Source organism: Emticicia fluvialis (genome assembly GCF_024793945.1).
Lineage (GTDB): Bacteria > Bacteroidota > Bacteroidia > Cytophagales > Spirosomataceae > Emticicia > Emticicia fluvialis.
In genome coordinates this window covers 100,745-125,214 of the sequence record NZ_JANUSD010000003.1, presented here as the reverse complement: position 1 = coordinate 125,214, position 24,470 = coordinate 100,745, and the positions used below count along the sequence as shown (strand labels likewise).

Here is a 24,470-nt window from a genome sequence, read left to right as displayed (position 1 = left end):
CCGCGGCTATTTCCACCGGCGGTTAAGGTAGGCTGCTTCCCAGAAATCATATTCCAGCCGGGATGATGCTGCGAAGGCTTCTGTCATTTTAGCCCTGATGGCGTCTGTTGTTTGCGCCGCATTTCTGTCGCATATATCAATGGCTGCCTGTACGGCCACGCCAAATTCTTCTCCGGCATAAGTATCAATCCATTTCTGATATGGGTTATTTTCTTTTTGCTGATGCCCGTAAATGTAGTCGCCAACGGCTTTGTAAATCCAGAAGCAGGGTAGCACGGCTGCCATGCCAACTTCAACGGCGTCAAGCGCGCAGGTGCTTTTCAGAAAATGCGCATAGTGGTGGCAGGCTGGTTGTATGTTATCTTTGGTATCAACGCCAAAATCTTTAAAGTAAGATTCGTGCAGGGCGTTTTCTACAATAATGGTGGTTTCGGCAAAACGGAAAAACGCCAGCATATCGGGTATGGCATTGGCTCTGGCACCCACAATGGCCAGCGCCCTGCCGAAATGTTCGAGGTACAGGGAATCCTGCATCAGATAAAACTGGAATTTTTCAAGCGGCAGGGTGCCGTTGGTCAGTTCCTGAATAAAGGGCATTTGCAGAATAGATTCATACACCGGAGCTATGTTTTGCCAGGCGTTGTCAGACCATTTCATTTTTAATCAGTTTTTGAGGATTGAAGAAGTGATTCAGCGGGCCATTGCCTTTACCGATGGCCACATTTGCCCCATGCCTGATGGCCTTATGCACGTAAGTCTGCCCGAGTTTTACGGCTTCATTCAGGCCATTGCCCTGCGCCAGATAAGCCGCAATGGCAGACGACAACGTACAACCCGAACCATGCGTATTATTGGTAGCGAATTTCTCGAACTCAAACGGGAGGATGTTGCCCTGTCCGTCGAAAAACAGCGAAGTAATAACGGGTAAATCAAGATGCCCGCCTTTCAGCAATACCGATTTGCAGCCCAGAGCCAGTATTTTTTCTCCGGCCAGGTACATATCGTCCAGCGTTTTAATGGGCATATTAGCCAGAATGGCGGCCTCGTCCATGTTGGGTGTAATAACCGAAGCCAGCGGAAACAGCTTTTCAATAATGGCCTGAATGGTGGCGTCTTCTATCAGTTTGTGGCCGCTGGTGGCCACCATTACGGGGTCAAACACCAACGGAACGGCAGGGTATTTCTGCAAGGTGGCAACAATGGTATGTACCAGCTCTGCGGTATGCACCATGCCGATTTTGATGGCACGCGGGGGGATGTCGTCCATGATGGCTTCTATCTGCCCGGCCACCGCCTGATAGGGTATAGGGTAAATGCTGCGCACGCCCTGTGTATTTTGCACCGGCAGGGCGGTAAGTACCGATGTAGCGTAACAACCCAGCGCCGAGAAGGTTTTGATGTCGGCCTGAATGCCTGCGCCACCGCTGCCGTCGAACCCGGCAATGGTGAGGGCAGATGAATAGGTGTATTTTTGCTTCATTTCAAAATCAGGTTTCGTAATTCGTAAGCCGCTTTTTCGGGGTGCGGCGCAGCGCAAATGGCCGACACCACCGCCAGGCTGTCGGCTCCGGCCTGCCAAATGGCGGCAGCATTGGTTTGGTTAATACTGCCTATGGCTATGAGGGGTTTGTCGGTCAGGCTTCTGATGTGCCGCAGGCCTTCCAGCCCCCATTCTGTAACGGTATCAGTTTTGGTAGGCGTGGCAAAAATGGGGCTGATGCCGTAATGGTCGGCCGTTTCAGCTTCTGCGGTATCCAGCTGGCTCAGGTATTCTATCGAATAGCCGATTTGTAATTGCGTACCCCATTTTTTTCTGATTTCTGTTGGCGGAGTATCACTCCGCCCTACGTGTATCCCAAAAGCCCCAACCGCGTTGGCCACAGCCAGGTTGTCGTTAATGATGAGCGGTATGCCGTAGCGCTCGGTTATTTCTTTCAGTTGCAGGGCTTTTTCTATAAAAGCGGGCGTGGGCAGCGTTTTTTCTCTCAGCTGAATAATCTCCACGCCTCCGGCAATGGCCTGTTCTGCCACTGTCAGAAAGCTGCGACCCACACAGGCGGCTTCTGAAATTACCAGATATAAAGCATACGGAAACTGCGGATGCCCGGCCATGTCAGGAAAGTTTGATGGTTTGCAAAAACTCTTTTTCGGTTATGTTGAAGAGCTTGTCAAGCAGCAATACCTGCAAAGTGCCAGGGCCTTTTGCTTTTTTGGCGGCCAGTTCACCACAAATGCTGAACAAAGCCATAGCGGCTGTCAATGCCTCGGTTTTGTCTTCAATAACAGCTATAAACGCACCGATAACGGCAGTGGCCGAGCAACCCAGGCCCGTAACGCGGGTCATGAGGGCATGGCCGTTGTTGAGGTAAATGCGCTTGTCTTTGCTGACGATGATATCGGTCTTGCCGGATATACACACCAGGGTATCATATTCGGTGGCTATTTGTTGGGCGGCATCAATGGCCTCGTTGCTTTCGGCGGTGCTGTCTACCCCTTTAGTTGGGGTGGTGTTGGCGCGTGCCAGTGCCAGTATTTCAGAGGCATTGCCGCGAATAACGGTTGGTTTATAAGAGAGTAACTCGCTCAGAGAGCTGTCGCGGTAGGGAGTAGCTCCGGCGCCAACGGGGTCAAGTACCCAGGGTTTGTTGAGTTTTTGTGCCTGCTGAGCACCCAGAAGCATTGATTGCACCCAGTATTGGTCTAGCGTGCCGATGTTGATAACCAATGCCTGGCAGATACGGGTCATATCCTGCACTTCGGCGTGGGCATGTGCCATAATGGGCGACGCCCCCACAGCCAGCAACGCGTTGGCGGTGTTGTTCATGACAACGAAATTGGTAATGTTGTGTACCAGTGGCGACTGTGTGCGGACAGTCTGGATGTGTTTCCAGAGGGTTTTTTCCATTGTTCGGAATTTTAGGATACAATGGCCCGGGCGAGAAAGCTTTGAAAAAAAAGTGGATAAGATATGCGCTGTGCAGCTATATATTATTCGCTTTTCCCTACGTCGGTATCAACCGTATCAGGTTCAAAGGGACTCTCTCAATTCTATACAGAATACCCCTAAAGCCGTGGCAAAGATAAGGCTTTTGAGGGGAATGGCAAATTATGGTTGGGGATTGTGGGGCGAACTTTTAGTACGCTGTTGGATTTTGAATTGATAGCCTATCTCAGTAGGGGTTCAAAATATTGAACCCCTACTGATTCGCGTACAGAAATTTTGATGACTTTTTCTCATTTAATTCTTATTTTAATTAAAAGTATTTCTAAAAAAGGATGCACAGCAATTTCAACCCTTGCAAATTGTAGCCAATATATCTATTTTTACATATCACTAATCTCAAATCCTGTGGCATGAAAAACCTTTTACTGCTGTTGCTGGCCTTTGCATTTTTTGGCTGTGGCAAACCAACTGCTGAACCTGAGCCCCAAACCGATTTGGCGGTACAGGTGGTGGGTAAATATCGGGTCTATGAAACTGTAGTGGATACGAAAACCGAGGCAGTTGACCCTAGGCAACCCGAAGTAATAATTGAAATTATTAGTATTGGAGAAAATAAAATTGTTTTCAAATTAACTAATTTAGAAGGCAAAATGTATACAGAACCGTTTTATAGTAGATTTCTTTTAAGAAAGAAAGGTACTGCAATTGAATTTAATTTATTAGATAGCGGTGGGGATTATGGACTTTTCTACAATCAGGTATTACAACTATATGACGGCGGAGTTACAGGCAGCAGCAGAATGGTTAGAGCAAAAAGAATATAATTATCAATGATTGTAGGAAGTAATGAGTGTTTTGTTTTAAGCAAACGTATTATTTACTAATCTTAAATTCTACCTAATGAAGCAACTTTTACTACTTATGCTCGCGATTATGTTTTTTGCTTGCGGCAAGCAATCTTCTGAGCCGGATTTGTCGACTGAAATAAAAGGAACTTATCAGGCTTTTGATGTTATTATTGATGCAAAGGAGTATCCGGCCCCATTTGCCGGCGGAGAGTTCTTGCTGGAGTTAATTCCACAGTCTGAAAGTAAATGTACTTTGAGAACCTCGTCAGTGATACCCAATGCTTCTGAAGCTGGCAAGATGGAGGTCAGTCTTGTAAAGAAGGAGAAATCAACCGAACTGCAAAAAGACAAACAAAAAGTCGGGCTGGTAACCGGGCAAATACTGGAGTTTTATTTTGTTGATAATGACGGCAAGGCTGTTACCATTAAAGCAAGAAAGAAGTAGTTTTACCTATGATACAAAGCAGAGTCCCCTTCAAACCGCAAGGCTTGGCGCACGGGAGACTCTGCTTAAAGCTCTAATATAATGAGTAACTCAAGCCGCTGCGGCAGAGTCCCCTTGCCGGGCAATGGGCTTATGCAGGCGGGAGACTCTGCCGGGATAACAAAAGCAGAGACCTATACAAATGGCAAGGTTTTGAGCCAGGGGGATTGCGCTTAGAACCCTAATGTAATGAGCAACTCAAGCCGCTGCGGCAGAGTCCCCTTGCCGGGCAATGGGCTTATTCACACGGGAGACTCTGCCGGGACAACAAAAGCAGAGACCTCTACAAACGGCAAGGTTTTGAGCCAGGAGGATTGCGCTTAGAACCCTAATGTAATGAGTAACTCAAGCCGCTGCGGCAGAGTCCCCTTGCCGGGCTTATTCAGGCGGGAGACTCTGCCGGGATAATAAATGGAACCGCCTTGTTATTCCATTATCTTCGCAAGCTTATTTGTGTTAAATCAAACTTTAGATTTGGTTTTTTTTGACTGAATTTATTAACTTTGGCATCGATAAATAAACTTTTCCGATGACTAAAAAGTATTCTTTTGCTATTTTGTTATTATTTCAATTGTTCTTCTTTGGGTGCAAAAAGGATGAAATCCCGCCTGTAATATCAGATTTTAGTTATAAACAAAATGACTTGGGTAAAGTTACGTTTCAGAACAAATCGCTAAATGCAGAATCTTTTGAATGGGATTTTGGAACCGGTGATATTTCAAATTTAAGGAATCCCACTTATCAATTTGATGAGAATAAAGAGTTCTCTGTGACATTGCATGCCCGAGGAAAAGCCGGGCAAAACTCAAAGACCACTACTGTAAAAATAGTTACTGTCCAACCTAAAGGTACCTTAATGTTCTGGACTAATATTACCGACTCGGGCACCATCACGGTGTATATGGATGATATTAAAGAGGGTGTAATAACACGTAGTAGCCAGGCTTCATCTATTTCGTGTGGAACAACAGGTTTTGTAACCGTAATAAAGCAAGCAGGAGATTATAGATATAGGGCTTATGCTCAGAGTGGTATGGTATGGTCGAATACAATTACAATCGATCCATATATTTGCACTACGCTTAGGCTGATAAAATAGAATATTATTGTTGTGTTTCTGTTTCTTAATCTCTTTTTACCGTGTTTTTTTAGTTTATTCTGGCAAATTCTTGTAGTTAACCCGTAGTGCATCTGGAATCGGAGAATATAAGTTGCCAATAAATATTCTAAAGGGTTTGATTGAACCATTCAGTTCAACATCTTCAAGTCATTTGATGCAGAAATGAATCTGCACTTGTTTTAGATTGCTTTTAGATTGATTCTGCGTTTTTTGAAAGATTGGGTATCCCGTAGGGATGGTATATAGGTAGAAAATATTGCTGATACACGTATAAAGTCCCATCGGGACGATATATTAAATACTCAACAATAAATATATTATCCCTGACGGGATACACAGCTATAAGCCCAATCTACGTCTACTGATATACCATCTCTATGGGATTCCGTTTGAATGGAAGGTTAACTGATTAAATTCAACAATCTTTGATTAGTGCTAATTTGAGGTCTATTAGTGTATTCATCTTAAATTCACTACGAGTTATACTTATTGCTTCAATATTACCAGTTTTCCATAGCTCCAGACCCAGGGCATGATTCGTCTTTATTTTATTAGCTAACTTTCTGATGTCGCCCATTATTACCCTAATTTGACCGTGGCACGCGTGTACCTGGTTTGAAGTCGGGCTGGTAACCGGGCAAATACTGGAGTTTTATTTTGTTGATAATGACGGCAAGGCTGTTACCATTAGAGCAAGAAAGAAGTGATTTTACGCTGCGGCAGAGTCCCCTTGCCGGGCTTTGGGCTTATGCACATGGGAGGCTCTGCCGGGACAACAAAAGCAGAGACCTCTACAAGCGGCAAGGTTTTGAGCCAGGGGGATTGCGCTTAGAACTCTAATGTAATGAGTGACTCAAGCCGCTGCGGCAGAGTCCCCTTGCCGGGCTTTGGGCTTATGCAGGCGGGAGACTCTGCTGGGAAAAAAAAAGAAACAGGGAAATCGGCGCAGGAGTATATTCAATGGAAAGTGATTGATTTGGCTAAAGAAAAAGTGGTTGATTTCAGCAAGTCTATCAGCGAGGTATCTTACGAAATGTGCTTTAAATATCCTCCACATTTTACGCGCTTCTTTAAGCAATGGGTAGGGCAGTCGCCTAGTGAGTATAGAATAGCGAACTAGGGGATTGTCGATTTTCAATTGCAGATTGTCGAATTGGGTACGCGGCACACCCGCCTTCCAGCACCAATAGAGTATAGGCGTGCCACGGTTAAGTTTAGCCTATTTAATTAGCGATAGGAGCGACTACAACGTAGGATTTTAATAATTATCAATTTTGGAGTTTTGCTATATTTAAATCTAAAAACTTTTTTACATCACTAGGGATAGGTATCCTAGGTGCCATGATATGAACAATATTTTGTAGTTTTAGTTCTATACTCAAATTAGGTTTAGAAATTTTAACATTGTTATTTTTATTAAAAGCTTTAATGTTTTCTTTAATCTCTTCAATAGTACTATTACCTACTTTTCTGCAAAAGATAAAAAGAAACCAAAGCTCATATTTGCCTCTAATATAGACCTTTGGAACACTTAATTGCTTCAGTTGTCTAGCTATTAGTAATACATCCCTAAATGATAAATTATGATTTGTCCCAGTTGATTTACATAAATAAGTATATAAAGATTTATAATCCTTTCGTTGTCTTCTTTTGATTTTTAAATCATTATCAATAACAAATATTTTATCCAAATCAATTTCGTTAAAATTTGTTGGATAATCATTTTTTATAACATAAATAAGCCAAGCTGACATTACTAAAACATTGTCTGAAAATTTCTTCAATTCAATTTCAAAAATGTCTTTTAGGGCCTTAACATGATTGTCTACTTCTAAGCGGCATAATTCTCGCAAAAACCTTTCTAATATTGATCCATTAACTAAGTAGTTTTCGAATGAGTAGAATGCAGTAACGAATATATTCTCATCCGATTTCCTTTTAACATTTAAAATGTCATCAAAATCTTTATCTGTAAAAAATAGTGCTCGGTTCTTATTATATATTTTCCAATTAATTGAATCGTGGTTTTGATAAACGTTATCTTTTCCATTACATACATAATAAAATTTTGCATAATTTTCTGGAATCAATGTCTCAATATAATTTACATAAAATGACCTATCTTCTTCTCCTTCAAAAAATACGTGGAACGTGTTTTTTTTGAGTTTATACTGTTGTAGAAATTTAATATAAGAAGCCTCTGGTATTTCTGCAGCTAATAGTAAGGTTTTGAGAAAGGACATATTAATTGAACTTAAACTCTTCTAAAGAATGAGAATATGATTTTAAAAAGTTTCTAAAAATGAATGGAGAATGGGTTACAGCTAGAATACCTGCGCAGTCTTCTGTATTAACAATATCTTGAAGGAATCTTTCTTGCCATGGTACAGAAAGAGAAAGCTCTGGTTCATCAATAATTACAAAGTATTTTTGTTTTGATAAAATTAAATGGCTAAAAAGTGATACTATTTGTTTTTCACCTGATGACAAATCTTTATATTCAATTGATGAAAAGGAATCCGATAACTGAATATCAACTTTAAAATTGTCATTATCGTAAAAAAAACGTTTTGATGAGCCAATATAATCGTTGCATATATCTACAAATTTATTTATGTCTAGTTCCGCTTTTTGTTGCTCTTCGTAAATTTGAAATAGTTTCCATACAAAATAAGCGTTAATTTTATCTTCATCGCTAATTGCTCCCTTTTTTTGAACCATTTCTACGAAACCATTAAGAGCTTCTTTTCCGGATTTGCTTATAATACTATCATCAAGTCGATTTAGTAAATAATCAAGCGCTTCTCTATTAAAAATTTGAATTTTCTCTGAATCAAAACTTTTATACCTTTTATTTAGTATATCTTCTAAATAAGACCCAGTTATTTTTCTACTCAAATTATTGTAAAAATGATGTCTTAATTCCTGACACCTATTTTGAATCCTCTCCTTAACATCTTCCATCCCAAATTCTACAAGCTCAATAAAAGAAGGTGTTTTATCACCTCTTGATCTAAGTCTTCTACGGAGTTCGTATTCTTTCATATTTCCTTCAAGCTCTGGAAATATATTTTTTAAATCTTTTTCAATTCTTCTGTATGTGGGCAAATAAACAATTTGTATGTTTTTGAAAATTTCATTTAATGCCTCATCTATTTTTTTTAAGTCACTAGAACTATCAATAGATATTTCTTCATTTCGCAGCATTCGAGCAATCTCATAAGCAATACTACGAGGAATATCATATTCTGACATTATATAATCAATAAACTCATGTGGTTCAGCAATTTCACTAATACTATATTCGCGAAGAATTTTTTCTGCAATAATTTGATATTGTCCAGGAAATCTCTTGAAAATTTTTGCTTCTCTTAAAGCAATATTTTTCCATTTCATTTCATAGGTGTAAATAGTATCATCAATTTTTAACTCAATTTTCTCGAACTTAAATTCATTTAGCTTTTTCCATTGTCTTGATAAGAAATAATAAAATATATTCACAAGAGTGGTTTTACCAGAACCATTTTCCGCTACAAGAATTAAGTAATTATCGACAAAGTCTATATTATAATTAGCTGTCCCATGTAATTGAAATACTTTAAAGCTTTGTATTTGCATGTATTTGAAATTTGAATTTTTTTAAGAGAATTTGATGAATTTTATTTCCACCAAATATTTAATTCTAAAGGAAATCAAGAAATTAATATAAAGCAAATTTATTTTGTGGAATAAGTTTTATAGCTACTATAATTGAGTATATGTAGTGAAAAATTAATTTTATTAAAAATTACGTTACTGAATGTTATATTAAAATGTAATTAGTTTGTTATACAATCATATTATCACCCCTGCCGTTTCACCATTTCGTTTATCCAGATGGGGGCGAAGGGGCTGGTGCAGCCTTTGGAAACGGGGTAGTCGCGGTAGATGCCTAGTTTTTCACCTAAAGCTAATGCCTGTTGCCTGTATTGAGGGTGATTGATGCCTATCTGTGCCAATGCCGAGTTCATGGTCCATTGTACAAATGGGTCGGCGGTGGGCATTTCGGTTTCTATTCTATTGAGCAGCCCGGGTATATCTATTCCTTCCGGCTCGCGGGTTATTCTGCCACTCGTCAGGCTCCAGCCATGGCGTGCCACCGTGGGTTCGGTTTCCTGCATCCACTTTATACGTAGTTCTTCTTTGTTGGGGTGTAGTTTAATTATGTATGAATACAGCCAGTCGGCCAGTTGCGGAAACTTCTCCGAACGGGCGATATTATCCAGCTCGTCAGCCGATAAATTCTTTGGCACCATTACCAGCGTTGCCAACAGTCTGGCTTCAATATTGCCTGTTGCCCATAGCTCCAAACCCAGGGTGTGGTTGGTTTTTATCTTGTTAGCTAACTTTCTGATGTCGCCCATCATTACCCCAAACTGGTTGTCGTGCGCACCGTTTTTCTTGTTCATCTTCCACACCTTCTCGTTCGCGCGGGCTTTCAGGTCGGTCAATATCTCGTCAATGGTCATAGCTGAATAGTATTAATCCTTAAAAATATTCAATCTTTATCAATCTGCGTGTTTGTGCCAACGTTTGTTGCAGGTTTTTTATTTATTCTCAGCTGTAATTTGCTGCGTATCAAATCTATGGTTTTCGGTTCGGTGCTGTTCCAGTATGCCACGTGCGACAGAAACGGTATTTTGTTCAGGGCTTTTGCCTCAGCAGCTATATAATGGTTTTCTACCCCATGCCCGAAAGCACCAATATTGCCACCCACAAAATCTTTGGCAAAGGTTATGTTTGTCCAGCGGGTAAGTGCAAAAGGCGCGGCATGGTGCAAGGCTGTTTTACGCGTCTGGTTGCTAAAGAAAGTAAATTTTTTGCCTGTTTCAGGTGTTGGCGGGCAGGTGGGGTACTCGCGTTCTTCCTGCTTTTGTTGCAGGTCGGCGGGGCTGGAGGCCAGCAGCAGTTCGGCATGTGCCAGCGGGCTGCCCAGCGTAATGAAGTCTGATATACGCCATGAGCCAAGCGATTGATACTGGCTGACCCAAAGCTCAAACTGCTTTTCGCGGTAGGCGTTCCGGTTGGTTTCTGTCGGGTCGGTATTCAGTTTATCTGCGGCGTCTTCAATGGCTTCCAGTTGGGTTTTTGTCAGTTTAAGTAACTCATTTTGCCTGGTCCAGAGAAACTTGATTAAGTCGTAGGCAATAACTGAACCCAGGCTGTGGCCAACCAGAATGATGCGGTCATATTTGTTTACATAGCGTTTGGCGGGTTTCTCGTGGGCAGGGCTGTCGCCTGTTTTCTTGGGTGCAGGTACTTCAATTTTTGCCTCATGCAGCCGGGTAAGTAGTTCAATGCCTGTTTGCCTGATGTCCTGCCTTTGCTCAATATTGCCCGTGCGGGGCGTCATATACCTGACGGCATCGCCTAAAAAGTAAATCAGAAAAAAGCTGATACCCGCCCACACAAGCGGAAGCAGCACTTTACTGATGGCGAGCAGCTTGGGTAACAGTGGCGAAACCGAAGTCAGCCAGGCATAGAGGCTGTTTTTCCAGTCCAGCTCAAAGGTTTTGTCGGCAAAGTAGGTTAGTGTAGCCAGTAATGCCAGCACCATACCCGACCAGAAAAAAGAGTATATCCACCTGATGCGCGGCGGGATGTTTCGCCTGGGTCGCCACAGAATTTCTTTCATCCACCAGCCAATATCAGATAACTTCGTACCGCTCATTTTATAGGCCCAGTAATACTCAAAGTAGTCGGTCTTGAAAGTTCTGGCGTGTTCGCTGGCTGTGAGGCGTCTCAGCTCAAAGGTTTCAGAGAGGGCATCGGGCTTGTTAAAAAACTTTCTTTTTGGTGGCTCTTGGGCATCGGCATTGCCGGCAAGGGGTACCGGAGGGGCTATCGACTGCACAAAGTCGCGGAGGGTATCCATCGGTCTTTGTTCGCCAATGCCATGAATTACGATAATGGCCTGGCGTTGCACATCAAATTCGGGTTCTTTTTTGTCGGGCATGGTAGCAAAGGTTTTTACTAATGTACGATTGAAAACAGACCAGGTGCAAATGATTACTTTGGTTTTTATTATATGGCATCAGGCTGATGCTCAGATATATAGCCGCGCATAAGAGGCCAAGGTCTGCATCGACTAAATTTTTGAATATCAGTAGTTGATGCCCCTGCGCTATGAAAATGATTTTAAACCGATTTTTCTTGTTTTGCTATGGTTACTCTATTAGTTTTGGTATTTAAGGTTCTTCTAAATTATTCCTTTACAGGAAACTCAACCATTATAGAAACAATGAAAAAGAATGTTTTTTTGATGACGGCCCTGCTCGTGGCCGGGCTATTTGGGGTAGCCGTTGCGCAGAGCAATCCGTTCGGCAACACCGCTAGCGCCTACACTTTGCCTACTTTTACTAAAAATAATAAGGGTGAACCCGTTTTGTACTGGACCGAAAAAGATGCAGCCAATGTACTGAGCCTGTTCTTTGCGGTATCTAATGACGGCGGCAAAACCTTTGGCGACAAAAAACTGGTTTTTGCCAGCCCACTCATGGGCAGCAGCCGCCTGATGCGCCCGAGATTACTCTTCAAAAAAGATGGCAGCATGGCGGCGGTTTTCTCGTTCAGAAACGAGGTGGCGGCTCCGGCAGTTGCAGAAGGCGGCCATGCCAATCATGACAAACCTGCTGCCCCGGCGCCCAAACCCAAACGCGATTTGCAGATCAGATTCACGGTTTCTAAAGACAATGGCCAGAGCTGGACAGCCCCGGCATCGGTTGATTCGGACACGTCGCGTCTGACGCGTGGCTTTTTTGATGCCGTTGTGCTGGCTAATGATGAAATAGCCGTGGCTTACCTGAAAGATGTAAAAGGCAGCACCAAACATGAAGAGCGCGACCTGCGCATGGTAATTACCAAAAACGGGGTGTTTCAGCCTGAAAAAGTGATTGACCCTGTGGTGTGCGACTGTTGCAACATCAGCCTTTTGGTTGATACCAAAGGTGTGCTGAATGTTTTTTATAGAGATAACAATGATGATATCCGCGATATTGCGCGCATGACCTCGGCCAACAATGGGTTGACATGGACAAAACCGGAGATTCTGCATGATGACAAATGGGAAATTAAAGGTTGCCCGCATACAGGGGCTACTTCTGTGGCTACCCAAAATGGCGCGCTGGTAACGTGGTTTTCAGGAGCCGCCGTGCAGGCTGGCGTGCGGCTGGCCACCACCGATGGCCATTTACTGAAGGTACTGAACGCCAACGCCAAAAACGGCACGGTAACTGCCGACGACAAGCAGGCCTTTTTTGTGTGGGAACAAACCACCGAAGGCGGTGCCAGCCGGATTTTATACAGCAAAGTGGCAGGCGGCAAAGCACAGGACGAACAAGTACTGAAAGGCTCTGACTACGGCCAGAACGCCACCACATTACTAGCCAACGGCAAGCTATTGATAGCCCACGAAGTAGCTAAACCCAACCAAAAAACCGCTTTGAGCGTGAGGGTGGTGGAGTGAGCTAATGAGCTAATGAGCGAATTAGTGATTTAGTGAATTAGCGGGCGGCGTTCCGCTGATTTAGTGAATTAGCGGGCGGTGTTCCGCTGAATGAGTGATTGGTAAATTAGCGACTGGCTTACTTGTGAATGAGTGGCTGGTGCGAACCACTGCCTTTGTCGAGACATTTTATATATTGAAAGCCAGCCTGGTGCTGGTTTTTTTTGTTTTGGGGTTTGGATGCCTCCCTGGCCACAGCATCCCCTTGCCGGGCTTTGGGCTGGTGCGCACGGCGGTCTATGTCGGGGCATTTGATTCTTGTTAGTTTGGGGTGAAACTTGCAGGGCAGTAAAGCCACCGTTTGATATGCCCAAAAACGGACGACGGATGTCCGATTTCGGACAGGTGGGGGATGGGTATTTTAAAATATCCAACAAATGTATATGAAATATTATTTGGTTTTAACTCCACTTAACCTTCCTCAACCGTGTGGAGGAAATTAGAAAGCGCCTTTTTGTTGTTGTAGCGAGCATTGTGTGATGAGGGTTTTGGGTGAGGGGTGTTTTGAAACCAAATATTATTCTGAATCCCCGCTTTAGTACTTGCAGTTGCTTTTGGTTTGGCACTGCATTTGTTTAACAAAATATAATGAAATAGAAAGTCGGGTGGCGTTGAAGGGAATGTGGGTTTGTAGGCCTGATTTGTTTAGCAAATACTAATGAAATAGTAAGATTATGGGAAGACCCTATTTAGGAGAATTTGAAGAGCTGGTTTTGCTTACCGTGGCGGTGCTTGAAGGCAGCGCTTACGGTGTAACCATAGCAGCAGAAATCAAAAAACGCACCGACCGGGTTATCAGTCTGAGCGGGGTTCATGTGGCTTTGTATAGGCTGGAAGAAAAGGGTTTTGTGCAGTCGGAGTTGGGTGGTGCTACCAATGAAAGAGGTGGCCGCCGGAAAAGATATTTCAGCATTACGGGCTTAGGTAAACGTACGCTCGACGAAATGCGAGACATGAGAAACGAACTCTGGAGCGCCATACCGAAGCTGTCGTTTAATTGAATTAGTGAATGAGTGAATTAGCGGCCGCCGTTGCGGTGAATTAGTGAATGAGCGGGCGGCGTTCCGCTGATTTAGTGAATTAGTGATTTAGTGAATTAGTGATTTACTGATTTAGTGAATTAGCGGCCGCGTTGCGGTGAATGGTGTCTTGAACTTTGCCTCGAAGGCGTATCGTTTTAACTGATTGTTATGATTTTATCTAATGCTTTACACTATTTGATTATTAATTGCAATTAATCACTAATTCACCATTCACTAAATCGCTCATTCACTCAATCACTCATTCACTCATTCACTCAATATCTAAATGAAAGAACCTGAAAACATATCACCACCCAAGCTGGCAGATAAGCTGCTGAGGGTTCTGCTGCCGGATGAACTGGCCGAAGAACTTCAGGGAGATATGCACGAGCAGTTTGAGCTGATGGTAGAAGAAAAGGGTCTTTTTAAAGCCAGATGGCTGTATGTGTGGGAGGTGCTGCGGTTTTGCAGGCCGTATTTTCTGAAACGCCGGTTGATCCGGAAAACAAATGAGTATCAACAAGTTTCTATATTTTCAACAATTATGATAAGCAATTACTTTAAAATAGCGTGGAGGAATCTACGCAAGAACATGACCTTCGGGTCTATCAATCTGTTTGGTCTGGTTACGGGCCTTACCACCTGCCTGCTCATATTTTTATATGTGAGCGACGAACTGAGCTTTGACCAGTATCATACAAAGGCCGACAGAATTTACAGAATTGATAACGAATTGAAATTTAATGGCAACCATTATGATATGGCGGTGAGTTCTCCGGCTATGGGGCAAGTCTTTAAAGGGGCATTCCCCGAAATTGAAAACTACGTACGCCTGCGCTGGTTGGGTGACCTGATATTTAAAAAAGATGGTCAGATTCAGAACGTAAACCGGGTGGCTTTTGCCGATTCAACACTCTTTGAAATTTTTACTTTCAAGCAGCTGGCCGGTAATCTGAGCACGGCTCTGAATGAACCCAATGCCATTGTACTTACAAAAAAAATTGCGCTGAAGCTCTATAACAGCACCAATATAGTAGGGCAGAATTTTGTTTCAGACAATAAAATCTATAAGGTAACTGCTGTTATTGATGATATTCCTAAACAAACGCATTATAATTTTGATGCCTTTGTGCCTATGCAAAACGATGAGTGGAGCAAGAAAAACACCTGGCTGAGTCAGAATTATAACACGTATCTATTGCTTAGGAAAGATGCCAACGTGATGGCCTTAGAACGTAAGTTGTATAAAATGAACCACGAAAGACTGTCGCTGGAGCTAAAGGCAGTAATAAACCAGACCCTGGCTGATTTCTTGAAAGGTGGTGGGCTGGCCGATATCAGCCTGATGCCTGTAAGAGATATACATCTGAGATCGCATAAAGTAGCTGAGCTGGACGGCAACGGTAACCCCGAAAACGTGTACATTTTCTCGGTAATTGGTTTTCTGATTTTGCTGCTGGCCAGTTTCAATTATACCAACCTGTCTACAGCCGTGGCTGCCAGCCGGGCCAAAGAGGTGGGCATGCGCAAGGTAATGGGAAGCGGCAAACTGAGCATTGTGATGCAGTTTCTTACAGAATCGTTCGCTTTATCGTTCATTGCCCTGTTTATTTCTTATGCTTTGTTGTTTGTGCTTTTGCCGTCTTTCAATGAGTTGGCGGGTAAATCTCTGGCCTATGCAGAGATACTTCAACCCGGTTTGTTACTATCGTCGTTGGCTTTGATGTTTGCTTTGTCTTTATTTTCGGGTGCCTATCCGGCCTTTTATATTTCTTCTTTTGTGCCGAGCCAGGTACTGAAAGGCAAAGTTGCCAATGGGTTCAGGTCGGGCTGGTTCCGAAATTCGCTGGTGGTGTTTCAGTTCAGTATCACTATTATACTGTTGATAGGTACGATTGTGATTTACCGTCAGCTCGATTTCATCAAGCATAAAGACCTCGGTTTCAACCGCAATCAGGTGTTGATATTACATAATATGGGGTCATTTGGCGACAAAACAGAGAGCTTTAAAAAAGAATTACTGACCATAGCCGGGGTTGAGAAAGTGGCTCTCAGCGACTTCCTGCCGGTTAATAATTATCGATCCAACAACACATTCTTTAAAACAGCGACGGCTGATGTTAGTGGCTCAGTTACTATGCAGAACTGGTGGGTTGATGAAGACTACCTCAGTACTTTGGGTATTAAGCTATTGAAAGGACGAAATTTCTCGAAAGAGTTTGGTACCGACTCATCAGCCATCATTCTGAATGAAATAGCGGCCAAAAAGTTTGGCGGGGAGTCTATACTTAATAAACAGATTTTCTATCTTAGTAATATTAATTCCGGAAAGGTAGGGTCTTATACGGTAATAGGAATCGTAAAGAATTTTAATTTCAGCAATCTGCGCGAAGAAATAACCCCACTGTCATTTATTTATTCCAAACAGGCTAATAGCCTTTCACTTAAGATTTCGTCGCAAGACCTACCCGGTGTAATCAGTCAGGTAGAATCAAAGTGGAAAGCGCGCGTACCAGAGCAGGCCATGAACTACAGCTTTATGGACGAAGACTTTAACCGCCAATATGACGTAGACAGAAAAACAGGTAAAATAGCAACGAGCTTTGCTTTGCTGGCTATTCTGATTGCGTCGCTGGGTCTGCTGGGGCTGGTGCTGTATGCGGTAGAATTGCGCACCAAAGAGATAGGCATCAGAAAGGTGCTGGGCGCAAGCATCAGAAGTGTGTACACCCTGCTTACCCGCGAGTTTATGGTACTGGTGGCGGTGGCCATGCTGGTGGCGTTTCCGGCGGGCTATTATCTGATGCACCGGTGGCTGCAGGATTTTGCCTACCACATAGACATTGAGTGGTGGGTTTTTGCAGTGGCTGGGGCATTTACCATTGGGGTTGCTTTGCTGACGGTGAGTTACCAGGCCATTAAAGCTGCCCTGATGAATCCGGTGAGGAGTTTGAAGAGCGAATGAGCGATTTGGCGAATTAGTGAATTAGTGAATTAGTGAATTAGTGATTTAGTGAATTAGCGGGCGGCGTTCCGCTGAATGGCGAATGAGTGATTGAGTGAATTAGTGAATGAGTGAATGAGCGGGCGGCGTTCCGCTGAATGAGTGAATTAGTGATTAATTGTACATAATAATCAAATAGTCGTGAGCATTGAATAAAACTAAAAATCATAACAATCAGGTAAATCAGTTAAAAACGATACGCCATCGCGGCAAAGTTCAATACACCATTCACCTCAACGGCGGCCGCTAATTCACTAATTCACTAAATCGCTCATTCACCATTCACCATTCACTAAATCGCTCATTCAGCGGAACGCCGCCCGCTCATTCACTAATTCACTCAATCACTCAATCACTAAATAATTCATGAATCAACCCGTAAACATATCACCACCCAAGCTGGCAGATAAGCTGCTGAGGGTTCTGCTGCCGGATGAACTGGCCGAAGAACTTCAGGGAGATATGCACGAGCAGTTTGAGCTGATGGTAGAAGAAAAGGGTCTTTTTAAAGCCAGATGGCTGTATGTGTGGGAGGTGCTGCGGTTTTGCAGGCCGTATTTTCTGAAACGTAAATTATCTGCTAAGGCTGAATCTATGAAAGACTTTTACTTTTTAATCAATTCTGGTATGCTACAAAATTACCTGAAAATCGCTTTTCGTAACCTGTTGCGTGCCAAAGGTTATGTGTTTATTAACATTACTGGTCTGGCTGTGGGTATAGCTGCCAGTACACTTATTATTCTATGGATACAAAGCGAGTGGCAGTATGATCGTATTTATCGAAAAACCAGCCGTTTGTATCAGGTCTATAATAAAGATGTTTTTAATGGTGAACCCAATGTTTGGGATGCCACACCAAGACCATTGGCCCCTGCCCTGAAACAGAATTATGGAGAGGTTGAGGAGGCCATAAGGGTAAGACCGACGGATTTGCTGTTAAGCGCATATAACACCCGACTTAACGCTTCCGGCGCTTTTGTTGACCCTGCTTTTATAAAACTATTCGATTTCCGGCTGAAATCAGGCAATGCCCAAACGATGCTTAATGGCAACAATGGCATGGTGATTACCGAAACACTCGCAGAGAAATTGTTTGGTACCAGCATGGCCATTGGTAAGGTGGTGCAGATTCAGAATAAAGACCTTTTTACGGTAACAGGTGTGTTGGAAGACATACCCCATAACAGTAAGTTCAGCCAAGTATCTTACCTATTGCCTTACAATTACTTTGTAGCACTGGGCTGGGGTTCTGACGCCTGGGAGTCGAACAATGATTATACTTATGTATTGCTGAAAGAAAACACCGATGAGGCATCGATAAACCGAAAGATTAAAAAGTTGACCGCGAGGTATCTGACGGGCATTATTAAAGACCTGAATAATCGGGAAGTTTTTTTGCATCCGGCTGACAGGTGGCACCTGTATTCGAAGCAGGAAAACGGGCAGCTTGTAGATGGAGGAATAGTAACCGTGCGTTTGTTAGGGCTGATAGCTTTTTTTATTCTGCTGATAGCCGCTGTTAACTTCATTAACCTGAGTACCGCCCGTAGCGAGAAAAGAGCCAAAGAAGTGGGGGTAAGAAAAGTTGCCGGTGCACAAAAGGGCGCATTGATTTTACAGTTTATCGGCGAATCGTTGCTGCTAACTTTTTTGGCGGGCATCATCGCATTGCTTGTAGTACAGCTGGCGTTGCCATTTTTTAATGACCTGACAGGCAAAAGACTTGCCTTAAACTTTGCCTCGGGTAGTTTCTGGCTGGGTGCATTGGGTGTTTTAATGTTTACCGGTATACTGGCGGGGGCGTATCCGGCATTTGTGCTGGCAGGCTACCAGCCCTCAAAGGTGTTAAAAGGTGCGCTGAAATCTCAGAGAGCAGCTTTTACACCAAGAAAAATTCTGGTTGTAGTGCAGTTTACATTTGCCATTGTCCTTATTGTAGCCACGCTGATAATAAACAGGCAGATTGACCACGCGCAATCGAGGAATCAGGGTTATGACCAGAACAACCTGCTTTTTACCTATCTGTCTGGCGATATGCCCGGGCATTACACGGCCTTGAGGCAAGAACTGATGCAAAGCGGGGTGGCTGTTTCTATAAGCAAATCATTAGGGCCTCTTACAGAAATAAACACGCGCCAATGGGGGGTGGCATGGCCGGGTAGCACTCAGGCCGATAAGGATATTGAATTTGACAAGTTTGGAACAGACGCTAATTTTCTGAAAACCACCGGTACGCAGCTGCTGGCCGGGCGAGAGATTGATGTTAATAAATACAGCACCGATTCTACGGCCATTATGTTGAATGAAGCTGCCGTTAAAAAAATGAATCTCAGGAATCCGGTGGGTACAACTATCCGTATGCAACGGACCGACTGGCATGTGGTAGGGGTGGTGAAAGACTTCATTTTTGCCTCGCCCTATGACCCCATCAATCCGGTATTGATAGAGGGCCCCGGCGGCGCAATGGCTAAAAATTGGCTGAGCATAAGGCTCAACAACCGGCTTTCTATGCAAGAGAATCTGGAAATACTGGAACGCATATTTGCCAGATATAACCCGGCGTATCCATTTGAATACAGCTTTGCTGACCAGTCGTATCAGGCAAAATTTGCCGATGAACAACGCACCGGCGCACTTACGGGCTTGTTTACAGGGCTTACTATATTAATTGCTTGCCTGGGCTTATTTGGTCTGGCCGCTTATACGGCACAGCAACGTACAAAAGAAGTAGGCATACGAAAGGCGCTTGGCGCACCTGTAAGCAGCATTGTGCAACTGCTAACCAGAGATTTTATTCGTTTGCTGCTGGTTGCTTTTGCCATTGGCGCGCCCATAGGCTGGTTTGCGATGGAAAAATGGTTACAGGGCTTTAGTTATCGCATTGGCATAGGTGTAGGCGTGTTTATAGTTACGCTGGTGTCATCTATTATATTAGTACTTGTTTCAGTTGGTTTTCAGGCTGTGAAAGCAGCTTTGGTGAATCCGGTGAAGAGCTTGAAAAGCGAGTGAACGAATGAGCGGGCGGCGTTCCGCTGAATGAGTGAATTAGTGAATGAGTGAATTAGTGGGTGGCGTTCCGTTGGATTAGCTGGCTGGGGTTTTGTTCAATTTTTGGTTGGCTTTGGGTTTTTTGTGGGGTGTTTGTAAAGGGTTTATTCCTGATTGGAGGTTTAGCGGTTTAGCTATGCTGAAAGTTGAGAATAAACCCTGTTTTTTGCTATTTTGAGATATTATTAAATTATTTTATTAATTATGGGTTAAAAACCTGTTTTTTTTATAAAAATGTATTGTACTTCACCCTTATGTGCTTTTATTTGTATAAAAAGTTAAAATAAATTGTAATTAAAGCAAAAACCCCCTTTGTTTAGGGGCTTTTTTGTAGGTGGCTATCTGCGTGTTTATTTAATCTCCCAATTAACTAGTGCATAATTTTTGTTAAGACTAAAACTAACTGTTGTATGAACCAAAAATTTAAAATCAAAGGGCAATGGTTTTTGCCTGAAAATATACATGATAAATATTCTGGTACATTAGCATATGATTCTGTAAATGGAGCTTATTTGGAATTGTTTGGCATTTTCAATTCTTATTCTTCTACAATAGGAGTAAGTATGTATGAAAGTATATGGGGTATTACGAGTAGTGGACAGCGAATAACTTTATTCAAATCATATGTCTTTAATTCTTCACTCTCATTTTCAAACATAGATTTTGAAAATGAGATATCTTTCGCCAAATATAGAGTTAATATCGTCTTAATTGGGTTGCATTCACATGATTATTGTGAGAATGAATTTACCAGCATTAAGTGTCAAATTTTTTATCTTGATAATTGGATTGGAATAAATAATTTTGATTTAAATCTTGAGACCGATGAATTAAGATTAAAGAACATAATTGTTAATTATAAGAGAAAAGATCCAATAGAATTTCAAATAGATGATAATACACTTGGTAGTTTTAGTTGGAATATTAACTATTCTACCAATGAAAAGCACAAAATCGGAATTAAACTTGAACAAGAAGTGGTATTCGAAGTCAAATCTAATATCCTGAAAAAAATTCCAGATTTGTATCGATATCTTAAAAGATTTTGTGATTTTTTAATTTTAGCAATTTATAAAAACACATACATTCATAATATTAGATTATATAATAGTCAACTTAATGAAAGTTATGAGTTGTTTTTTTCAATTACCAACTTTGAAGAGAATGTGGAGAGTAAAAATTATTCTAGTTTAATATTTTGCTATCATGATGTACAACATAATTTCGAGTCTTTAATTAAAAGCTGGTTTGAGAAATATGCTTTGTATGAGAATTGTTTCTATCTTTTGTTAGATCAATTTTATAATCGAAATCGGTTTAATGAGAATAATTTCTTAAATCTAGCTCAATCCGCAGAGGCTTTTCATTCTAAAATAAGCAATAAAACTAGATTTCCTAAGGATGAATACGAAACTATGAAACGAGAAATTCTAGATAGTACTCCCCAAAAATATCATAATTGGCTAATTGAACAATTTGTATTTGGTAATAGTATAAACTTGCATTTAAGACTTGAAGATTTAATCAATAGGTACTCAAATGAAATGCTGAATAAATTAATTGGAGATAGCAATAAATTTATTCTAGAAATTAAATATTCACGAAACTATTACACACATTATTCAAAGAATCTTGAAAAAAAAGCATTGAAAGGTATGAGGCTTCGACTATTGTCCGAAAAGTTGAAAATTTTAATAGTTTATGCATTATTAGTTGAAATTGGTTTGGAAAGACAGTTTTTGGGGGAAGCAATTTATAAACATAATGTGGAGATTTTTAAAAGATTTTAGTTTTTACTTTCTAATTAAAATGAGAGGTAAGTATAAGGTTGCTATGAGTTTCAGGCTTTTTAGATGACTAAAAAAAACAAAGCGATTTAGTTTGTAAAGAGAATGAACATTTTCTTTTCACACAAATATTTGAACAATTGTCTTTAACCCCCCATGCCCTCGCTCCCTACCATACGTAACCTCTATATGCCTGTGCAGCCTACTGTGCGGCAGTCGGCGGATGATGTGGTTTATCAGGAGTGGGCGCCGCATGAGCGGCTGCTGCCTTTTGTGTATTGCTACTGGGAACTGAAAACGGTGCAACCGCTGCAAGATGCGTTTGTGTATAGGGTGGTGGCCGATGGCTGTATTGATATTTACTTTGAAATTAACAACCCTGCCGATGCCTACGTAATGGGTTTTTGCAGGCAGTTTACTGAGTTTCCGCTGGGTAATGTGTTTCATTATGTGGGCATCAGGTTTTTGCCTGCGCAATTTCCGCAGTTGTTTGGGGTGGATGCCGCCGGGCTGAGCAACCGCTACCTGCCGCTGGCTGATGTACTGCCGCAGATGGCTGGTTTGATGGCTGCTTTACCACCTGGCATGGCTGGCATGGAAACCCTGCGCCACCGGCTTGATGCTTATCTGCTGCGGCATCTGGCGCATTTTGTGCCTGATTTTGATAACCGGCTGTATGGCGCCATTGGTCTTATTCTGCAAAATTGCGGCGTGCTGAATGTTGAAAAAGACCTTGATACGGGTATCAGTGCCAGGCAATTGCGGCGGCTTTTTGAATTTTATGTGGGCGACACCCCCAAGACCTTCGCCCGGGTGGTGCGTTTTCAGCATATTCTGCGGGCAAGGCCTTCTTCTCAAAGCCTGCATAAAAACCCGCTGTTTTTTGATACGGGGTACTACGACCAGGCGCATTTCATAAAAGAATTCAGGAATTTCTACGGGGTTACACCCAGCCGGGCTTTCGGCCGCTGATGATGTCCGTTTTTTACAAGGATGGCTTTTGCCGTCTGCCGAACTTTGTGGGGTAATCAATCAGCATAAACATGAAACGTATCTTTATTTTTGTGTGGCTGCAGGCATTGCTGAACCCTGCCGTTGCGCAAAACCAAACTAACAAACACATGAAACTGAATGCAGGCATTATTACCCGGAAGCTGGCCGAAACCAAGGCTTTTTATACGCGGAATCTGGGCTTTGGGGTTACGTTTGAAAACGAATTTTATCTGCTGATGCACACACCGGGGCAGGAGGCCGAAATCAGTTTTCTGCTGCCTAACCACCCCAGTCAGCAGCCGCTTTTTCAGACGCCTTTTAACGGGCAGGGCATGTACCTGACCCTTGAGGTGGCCGACGTTGACCGCGTGTACCAAGAGATGAAGAAAAAGGGGGTGGCTATTAGTGTCGACCTGAGAGATGAACCCTGGGGCGACCGCCACTTTGCCATTGTTGACCCCAACGGCATTGGCATTGATATCGTAACGTATTCGCCGAGATAGGGCAGGGTAAATGTACGGTTGGACAGATTAGCCAGGCACTTTTTTATTTGCGCGTTTAGGCGTGCCAATGTTTGGGGATTTTTTTATTTTGCGCCCTGAAACAAAACGTTGTGGCTAAAATGAAAACAATTTTGGTGTGCTTTATTTTTTTATTGGGTTCGGCAGTTGTTTTTGGGCAGCCGAATGACGTACCGACTGACTGGAAGGCTGGGGATGTATGGACTTACGAATTAAAAAAGCGTGAGGCTACCAGATGGCAGGAACGAGATGAAAAGAGCCTGATTGTTTTTGAGCTGAAAATAACAGGCCGCAAGCCCGGCAAGGCCGGGAGCTACGAAGCTGAATGGCGGTATTTGTCTATTAATACCCTGCCTGACGAAAACAAATATGACAGTTGCCTGAACCTTGTAAGGAAATTTTTATTGCATACGCCCCTGCAGCTTAGTTTCAGTAAAGAAGGTGGGTTTGAAGGATGGACAGACCTGCCCGGCCTCAGGAATGCACTGTTGGCCACCCAAGGGTTGAGTAACCATCAGAAACGGAGCGACGACTGCTTTTATATGCAGGATTTTATACGTAAGTCGCAGGGCGATTCGTCAGATTTTCTGTCTGGGTATGTGCCGGAGGTTAAACAGTTTTTTAAGTCTTTAATGTTATTAAAAGCAGACTCTCACCTGACCCGCGATACCGTTACAGTAATGGAAAACGAGCTGGCAGGTAGGATGGAGATACCAAAAACAATAAACAGAGCGGTGCGCACCTCAGCAGCGGGCTATGAGGTTAGCCTTAATACTGCGCTTTCGCCTGCTGCTTTCAAGCAATTCAAAACGGCCGGTTTTGAAAAAGCCTGGATTGAGATGGGTTTGCCGGTAGAATCTATGGCTACAGCCAAAGCGCGGCTGGAGGCATTTCAACCACAAAGAAAAGAGACCATGCTGGCTGTTTTTGAAAAGCCAAACGGAGTAATGAAGCGATTTGTGTATCAGTATGATGAGTACGTATCGCCCATGGAAGATGACCTGCTGGTTTATGAATTTGTGCGTAAATAATACTGCCAGCCCCCACACTTTATACTGTTTGCCGGTTTTGAGCATAATTGTCTCGTTTACCCCTCATTTTGGCGTTTTTGCACCGTTGCCGGGCACATAAGCCGGGGTATCTTTGCAGGTGTAAA

The 24,470-nt window shown here is 42.7% G+C and carries 20 protein-coding genes, 1 pseudogene and 1 riboswitch; of the genes and pseudogenes, 12 read left to right on the top strand and 9 right to left on the bottom strand.

Annotation, left to right across the window (positions count from 1 at the left end; genetic code table 11):
• Positions 1-6: 6 nt before the first annotated feature.
• The 4 genes from tenA to thiM are packed head-to-tail and all read right to left on the bottom strand — an operon-like array spanning position 7 to position 2,905.
• The gene (tenA, locus tag NZ848_RS04380; protein ID WP_259014513.1) at positions 7-657 is read right to left on the bottom strand and encodes a thiaminase II; all 651 of its coding nucleotides are present in this window, start codon (positions 655-657) and stop codon (positions 7-9) included.
• Positions 644-1,480 (bottom strand): bifunctional hydroxymethylpyrimidine kinase/phosphomethylpyrimidine kinase, encoded by an 837-nt coding sequence (thiD, locus tag NZ848_RS04375; RefSeq protein ID WP_259014512.1) that lies wholly within the window; start codon positions 1,478-1,480, stop codon positions 644-646. Before thiD ends, tenA begins: the two co-directional genes overlap by 14 nt.
• Positions 1,477-2,112 (bottom strand): thiamine phosphate synthase, encoded by a 636-nt coding sequence (gene thiE, locus NZ848_RS04370; protein ID WP_259014511.1) that lies wholly within the window; start codon positions 2,110-2,112, stop codon positions 1,477-1,479. Before thiE ends, thiD begins: the two co-directional genes overlap by 4 nt.
• Position 2,113: 1 nt before the next feature.
• A complete protein-coding gene (thiM, locus tag NZ848_RS04365) occupies positions 2,114-2,905 on the bottom strand; it encodes a hydroxyethylthiazole kinase (RefSeq protein ID WP_259014510.1) in 792 nt (263 codons plus the stop codon).
• A 77-nt stretch (positions 2,906-2,982) separates the two neighbouring features.
• A riboswitch (TPP riboswitch) is annotated at positions 2,983-3,075 on the bottom strand.
• Between the two features lie 279 nt (positions 3,076-3,354).
• On the opposite strand from thiM, the gene NZ848_RS04360 reads away from it, so the two are divergent.
• The 4 genes and pseudogenes from NZ848_RS04360 to NZ848_RS04345 form a co-directional block, all read left to right on the top strand.
• Entirely contained in the window at positions 3,355-3,768 is a 414-nt protein-coding gene (locus NZ848_RS04360) for a hypothetical protein (protein ID WP_259014509.1), read from the top strand.
• Positions 3,769-3,844: 76 nt separating this feature from the next.
• The gene (locus NZ848_RS04355) at positions 3,845-4,237 is read left to right on the top strand and encodes a hypothetical protein (RefSeq protein ID WP_259014508.1); all 393 of its coding nucleotides are present in this window, start codon (positions 3,845-3,847) and stop codon (positions 4,235-4,237) included.
• A 568-nt stretch (positions 4,238-4,805) separates the two neighbouring features.
• Positions 4,806-5,375 (top strand): PKD domain-containing protein, encoded by a 570-nt coding sequence (locus NZ848_RS04350; RefSeq protein WP_259014507.1) that lies wholly within the window; start codon positions 4,806-4,808, stop codon positions 5,373-5,375.
• A gap of 943 nt (positions 5,376-6,318) precedes the next feature.
• A pseudogene (locus NZ848_RS04345) lies at positions 6,319-6,516 on the top strand (helix-turn-helix domain-containing protein); the annotation flags it as partial.
• 148 nt (positions 6,517-6,664) lie between these two features.
• On the opposite strand, the gene NZ848_RS04340 reads toward NZ848_RS04345, so the two are convergent.
• From NZ848_RS04340 to NZ848_RS04325, 4 genes are all read right to left on the bottom strand, one after another.
• Positions 6,665-7,639, bottom strand: a complete 975-nt coding sequence (locus NZ848_RS04340) for a DUF4435 domain-containing protein (protein WP_253524592.1) — start codon at positions 7,637-7,639, stop codon at positions 6,665-6,667.
• A gap of 1 nt (position 7,640) precedes the next feature.
• Positions 7,641-9,014: an AAA family ATPase gene (locus tag NZ848_RS04335; protein ID WP_253524589.1), complete on the bottom strand. Its 1,374-nt coding sequence runs from the start codon at positions 9,012-9,014 to the stop codon at positions 7,641-7,643.
• Positions 9,015-9,238: 224 nt separating this feature from the next.
• Entirely contained in the window at positions 9,239-9,904 is a 666-nt protein-coding gene (locus tag NZ848_RS04330; RefSeq protein ID WP_259014506.1) for a DNA alkylation repair protein, read from the bottom strand.
• Between the two features lie 29 nt (positions 9,905-9,933).
• Entirely contained in the window at positions 9,934-11,391 is a 1,458-nt protein-coding gene (locus tag NZ848_RS04325; protein WP_259014505.1) for a hypothetical protein, read from the bottom strand.
• Positions 11,392-11,676: 285 nt separating this feature from the next.
• On the opposite strand from NZ848_RS04325, the gene NZ848_RS04320 reads away from it, so the two are divergent.
• On the top strand, positions 11,677-12,900 hold the full coding sequence (locus tag NZ848_RS04320; protein WP_259014504.1) for a sialidase family protein: 1,224 nt from the start codon (positions 11,677-11,679) through the stop codon (positions 12,898-12,900).
• A gap of 118 nt (positions 12,901-13,018) precedes the next feature.
• On the opposite strand, the gene NZ848_RS04315 is transcribed toward NZ848_RS04320, so the two are convergent.
• Positions 13,019-13,237: a hypothetical protein gene (locus tag NZ848_RS04315; RefSeq protein ID WP_259014503.1), complete on the bottom strand. Its 219-nt coding sequence runs from the start codon at positions 13,235-13,237 to the stop codon at positions 13,019-13,021.
• 376 nt (positions 13,238-13,613) lie between these two features.
• Between NZ848_RS04315 and NZ848_RS04310 the strand changes: the two genes are divergently transcribed.
• The 7 genes from NZ848_RS04310 (at position 13,614) to NZ848_RS04280 (ending at position 24,345) form a co-directional block, all read left to right on the top strand.
• Complete coding sequence (locus tag NZ848_RS04310) at positions 13,614-13,940, top strand: PadR family transcriptional regulator (protein WP_259014502.1); 327 nt, start codon at positions 13,614-13,616, stop codon at positions 13,938-13,940.
• 307 nt (positions 13,941-14,247) lie between these two features.
• Positions 14,248-16,926: an FtsX-like permease family protein gene (locus tag NZ848_RS04305; protein ID WP_259014501.1), complete on the top strand. Its 2,679-nt coding sequence runs from the start codon at positions 14,248-14,250 to the stop codon at positions 16,924-16,926.
• A gap of 405 nt (positions 16,927-17,331) precedes the next feature.
• Entirely contained in the window at positions 17,332-19,974 is a 2,643-nt protein-coding gene (locus NZ848_RS04300; protein ID WP_259014500.1) for an ABC transporter permease, read from the top strand.
• 449 nt (positions 19,975-20,423) lie between these two features.
• Positions 20,424-21,803 carry an ApeA N-terminal domain 1-containing protein gene (locus NZ848_RS04295; protein ID WP_259014499.1) on the top strand — a complete coding sequence of 460 codons (1,380 nt, stop codon included), beginning with the start codon at positions 20,424-20,426 and terminating at the stop codon, positions 21,801-21,803.
• A gap of 153 nt (positions 21,804-21,956) precedes the next feature.
• Positions 21,957-22,772 carry an AraC family transcriptional regulator gene (locus NZ848_RS04290; RefSeq protein ID WP_259014498.1) on the top strand — a complete coding sequence of 272 codons (816 nt, stop codon included), beginning with the start codon at positions 21,957-21,959 and terminating at the stop codon, positions 22,770-22,772.
• 71 nt (positions 22,773-22,843) lie between these two features.
• The gene (locus NZ848_RS04285) at positions 22,844-23,296 is read left to right on the top strand and encodes a VOC family protein (RefSeq protein ID WP_253524543.1); all 453 of its coding nucleotides are present in this window, start codon (positions 22,844-22,846) and stop codon (positions 23,294-23,296) included.
• Between the two features lie 119 nt (positions 23,297-23,415).
• Positions 23,416-24,345 carry a hypothetical protein gene (locus tag NZ848_RS04280; protein WP_259014497.1) on the top strand — a complete coding sequence of 310 codons (930 nt, stop codon included), beginning with the start codon at positions 23,416-23,418 and terminating at the stop codon, positions 24,343-24,345.
• Positions 24,346-24,470: the final 125 nt, after the last annotated feature.